The following is a 4016-nucleotide window of genomic DNA, read 5'->3' on the forward strand; positions in this document are numbered from 1 at the left end:
GGCGTTGAGGCTGAAGTGCTGGAAGCGTTCGGGGTCGTCGGCGAAGGCCTGGCGCAGGCTGAACTGCTGCATGGCCTTGCGGTGGGCGGCCAGCGCCTGCCAGCTGTCCAGGCGGGTCACGTCGAGTGGAGCCAGGTGATGAGGTTGGGTATGCACGCTAGTGGAACCTCCAGGAATCATTGCCATCCCCGGATTGCATCCGGGCTACGGGACTGCCAGGGCGGATAGGAACCCTGTGGGGGCGAATTCATTCGCGGAGCAGGCCGAAGGGCTGCCCTCGGGAATCCCATGGGGCACTGCGTGCCCCTCAGCGAATGAATTCGCCCCCACAAAAAAGCAAGCAGCGCCTTCGCCGGCCTCAGCCCAGCAGCTGCAGCGCCTCGGCGGAACAGTCCTCGATCCGCTGCCAATCGCCGTTGCGGATCCAGGCCTTGTCCAGCATCCAGGTGCCGCCCACGCACATCACATTGGCCAGGGCCATGTAGTCGCGCAGGTTAGCGGGGTTGACCCCGCCGGTGGGGCAGAAACGGGTGCCGGGGAAGGGTCCGCCAAAGGCCTTGAGGGCCTTGATGCCGCCGCAGATTTCCGCCGGGAACAGCTTGAAGCGCCGGTAGCCCAGGGCGTAGCCGAGCATGATCTCGGAGGCACTGCTGATCCCCGGCAACAGCGGCAGCGGGCTGTAGACGCCGGCGCGCAGCAGCTCGGCGGTGCAGCCGGGGGTGACAATGAACTGCGAACCGGCGGCTTCGGCCTCGGCCAGCATCAGCTCATCGAGCACGGTGCCGGCGCCGACGCACAGTTCCGGGCGCTGCTCGCGCAAGGTGCGGATGGCAGCCAGGCCGTGTTCCGAGCGCAGGGTGATTTCCAGGGTGCGCAGGCCGCCGGCGGCCAGGGCGTCGGCCAGCGGCAGGACGTCCTGCTCGCGCTCGATGGTGATCACCGGAAGGATACGCGCGGCGCCGCACAACTGATCGATGATGGCGACCTTCTCGACCATGCTTGGCACGGCGACGCGGCTGCCTGCCGCGTTGTTGGGGATGCTGGTCATTGGACGGTCCTTCGGGCTCTGGGGCACGGGTAGATTTTCCGGGTCTGGATCAAGAAGCCTGCTTCAACGGCAGGCACCAGGATTTGTGGTTTTTATAATCATTTAATGATGCGTCCGCCTTTAGAATGGCGAAGCATCCAGATCAATGTAGTAATAATAACAACATTTCAAAAAACGACGCATCCCCTCGTCGGGAATTCCTGCGCATCAGGAGATGGCGTTTCGGGATACCGGAGCTGCAGGAACCGGCGTCCGGACCTCGGTGCGGGAGAGCAGGAAAAGACAGGATGTCTGTCGAGGCAACCTCTCGGGCATGGGGATGCTGGCCCGCCGTAGATAACGGTCATCGCCGCGGGCGGTCAGGCCACCCTGGCCCGCAGGCTCAGGCGGGCTTCCTCGCTCGGCGCCAGGGTCAGGCTGTTTTCCCCGCAGGCCGCTGCTTCCACGACGACGAAGCCCAGCCCCTCGGCCCAGCTCACATCACTGAGCGGCCGACTGCCGGGATGCCAGACCACCGTATCGGGATTGCCGCTGCCATCCACGCGGATGCGCCGCTGCCAGCCCGGGTCCTGGATGTGCACCTTGCTGCCCTGGTGGAAGACCCTGTGACAGCCATCGACGATACGCAGCTCACCTTCCTGCCGGCACGGCTCGCGAGCCAGCAGATCACTGCCTTCGGCACCGTCCAGCCCGAGCAGGCCGACCCGCGCCACATCACTGACCCGCCAGTAGGCATGCAATGCATGACTGAGTACGCAGGGCTCACTGTCGCGGTGGCGGGTACTGAGCTGCAGGCGCATCTCGTCACCCAGCTCCGCCTCCAGCTCCACCACCCAATCGTGCAGCTCCAGACGCCAGCTCAGGTGCACGCCGGCGTCGAAGGCTTCCTTGGCGGTCAAGCGCCAATCGGTCAGGCGTGCCCAGCCATGATGGGGCCAGCCGCCCTCCATCGGATGGCGGCCGAACCAGGGCCAGCACACCGGTACCCCGCCACGGATGGCGCCGATCCTCGGCCAGCGCGACGCGCACCAGAGCAGCGGGCGCTCGCCAGTGGGCTGGTAGTGCAGCAGCTGCCCGCCCTGGCGACTGAATACCGCCTGGCAGCGCGGATGCTCCACCAGCAGCAGCTCGCGGCCCTGGTGCTCGGCCCAGCGGAACGGCTGGCCGGCGGCCGGGCGCAGCAGCGTCGACAAGGGCGACTCCGCTACCTCCCCTTCCCGCGTCCTGGATGGCTCGGCGCGACGCAGCCCGCCAGGCGCAGCTGGCTTCACTTCAGGCTCTCCAGGTTGCGGGTGAAGGCACTGGCGCCCTGCTCCGCCGTGCTGAACGCCTCGCGCATGAAGGCGAACAGCTCGCGGCCGGTGCCGACGTTGGGCTCCAGGTCCCAGCGCGCCGGCTCGCGCGCGGCGAACTCGGCGGCGTCCACCAACAGTTCCAGGGTCCCGGCCTGGCCGTCGACGCGGAGCAGGTCGCCATCGCGCACCCGCGCCAGCGGACCGCCGTCGAAGGCTTCCGGGCAGACGTGGATCGCCGCCGGGATCTTGCCCGAGGCGCCGGACATGCGCCCGTCGGTGACCAGCGCCACCCGGTAGCCTCGGTCCTGCAGCACGCCGAGGTAGGGGGTCAACTTGTGCAGCTCGGGCATGCCGTTGCTGCGTGGGCCCTGGAAGCGCATCACCGCCACCAGGTCGCGGTCCAGCTCGCCGGCCTGGAAGGCCTCGGCCAGCGCCTGCTGGTCGTGGAACACCCGCACCGGCGCTTCCACCACCTGGTGTTCGGGCGCCACCGCGGAGACCTTCATCACCCCGCGGCCGAGGTTGCCGACCATCACCCGCAGCCCGCCCTCCGCCGAGAAGGGGTTCGCCACCGGGCGCAGGATGCTCGCGTCCAAGCTCTGGCCGGCACCCTCGCGCCAGACCAGCTGGCCGTCGGCGAGGAACGGCTCCTGGGTGTAGCGGCGCAGGCCGCGGCCCATCACGGTGTTGACCTCCTCATGGAGCAAGCCGGCGTCGAGCAGCTCGCGCACCAGGAAGGCCACCCCGCCGGCGGCGTGGAAGTGGTTGATGTCGGCCTGGCCGTTGGGATAGACGTGGGCCAGGGTCGGCACCACCTCGGACAGCTCGGCCATGTCCTGCCAGGTCAGCTGGACGCCGGCGGCCTGGGCGATCGCCGGCAGGTGCAGGGTGTGGTTGGTCGAGCCGCCGGTGGCGTGCAGGGCCACCACCGCGTTGATCAGCACGCGCTCGTCGACGAGCTCGCCGAGCGGCAGGAACTGCCCGCTCTGTTTGGTCAGGCGGGTGACCTGGCGCGCGGTCGCCACGGTCAGCGCCTCGCGCAGCGGGGTATTCGGGTTGACGAAGGAGGCGCCCGGCAGGTGCAGGCCCATGATCTCCATGAGCATCTGGTTGGTGTTGGCGGTGCCGTAGAAGGTGCAGGTGCCGGGGCTGTGGTAGGCCGCCATCTCCGACGCCAGCAGCTCGTCGCGGCTGGCCTTGCCCTCGGCGTAGCGCTGGCGCACCTCGGCCTTGTCCTTGTTCGACAGCCCGGAGGGCATCGGCCCGGCGGGGACGAAGATCGACGGCAGGTGGCCGAAGCGCAGCGCGCCCATCAGCAGGCCGGGAACGATCTTGTCGCAGATGCCGAGGAACAGCGCCGCATCGAACATGTTGTGCGACAGCGCCACCGCGGTGGACAGCGCGATCACCTCGCGGCTGGCGATGCCCAGCTCCATGCCCGGCTCGCCCTGGGTGACGCCGTCGCACATGGCCGGCACGCCGCCGGCCACCTGGCCCACCGAGCCAATCTCGCGCAGGGCCTGGCGAAGCTTCTCCGGGTAGTCCTCGTAGGGCTGGTGCGCCGAGAGCATGTCGTTGTAGGCGGTGACGATGGCCACGTTGGCCGAGTCCAGCAGGCGCAGGCGCTGCTTGTCGCCGCCGCCGCAGCCGGCGACCCCGTGGGCGAAGTTGGC

General features: G+C 68.8%; 4 protein-coding genes. All 4 read right to left on the minus strand.

The window, feature by feature from the left end; translation table 11 throughout:
• A partial coding sequence (locus E8F11_RS30155) for a hypothetical protein (protein WP_348529760.1) occupies positions 1 to 180 on the minus strand: 180 nt, incomplete at its 3' end.
• 178 nt (positions 181 to 358) lie between these two features.
• The gene (locus E8F11_RS08720; protein ID WP_280288446.1) at positions 359 to 1048 is read right to left on the minus strand and encodes a bifunctional 4-hydroxy-2-oxoglutarate aldolase/2-dehydro-3-deoxy-phosphogluconate aldolase; all 690 of its coding nucleotides are present in this window, start codon (positions 1046 to 1048) and stop codon (positions 359 to 361) included.
• A gap of 359 nt (positions 1049 to 1407) precedes the next feature.
• Positions 1408 to 2241 (minus strand): D-hexose-6-phosphate mutarotase, encoded by an 834-nt coding sequence (locus tag E8F11_RS08725; RefSeq protein WP_280288447.1) that lies wholly within the window; start codon positions 2239 to 2241, stop codon positions 1408 to 1410.
• 74 nt (positions 2242 to 2315) lie between these two features.
• The coding region (gene edd / locus E8F11_RS08730) for a phosphogluconate dehydratase (RefSeq protein ID WP_280288448.1) at positions 2316 to 4016 on the minus strand (1701 nt) is incomplete at its 5' end.

This window comes from Pseudomonas sp. BN417, from assembly GCF_029871205.1.
In the GTDB taxonomy this organism is placed as follows: Bacteria; Pseudomonadota; Gammaproteobacteria; order Pseudomonadales; family Pseudomonadaceae; genus Metapseudomonas.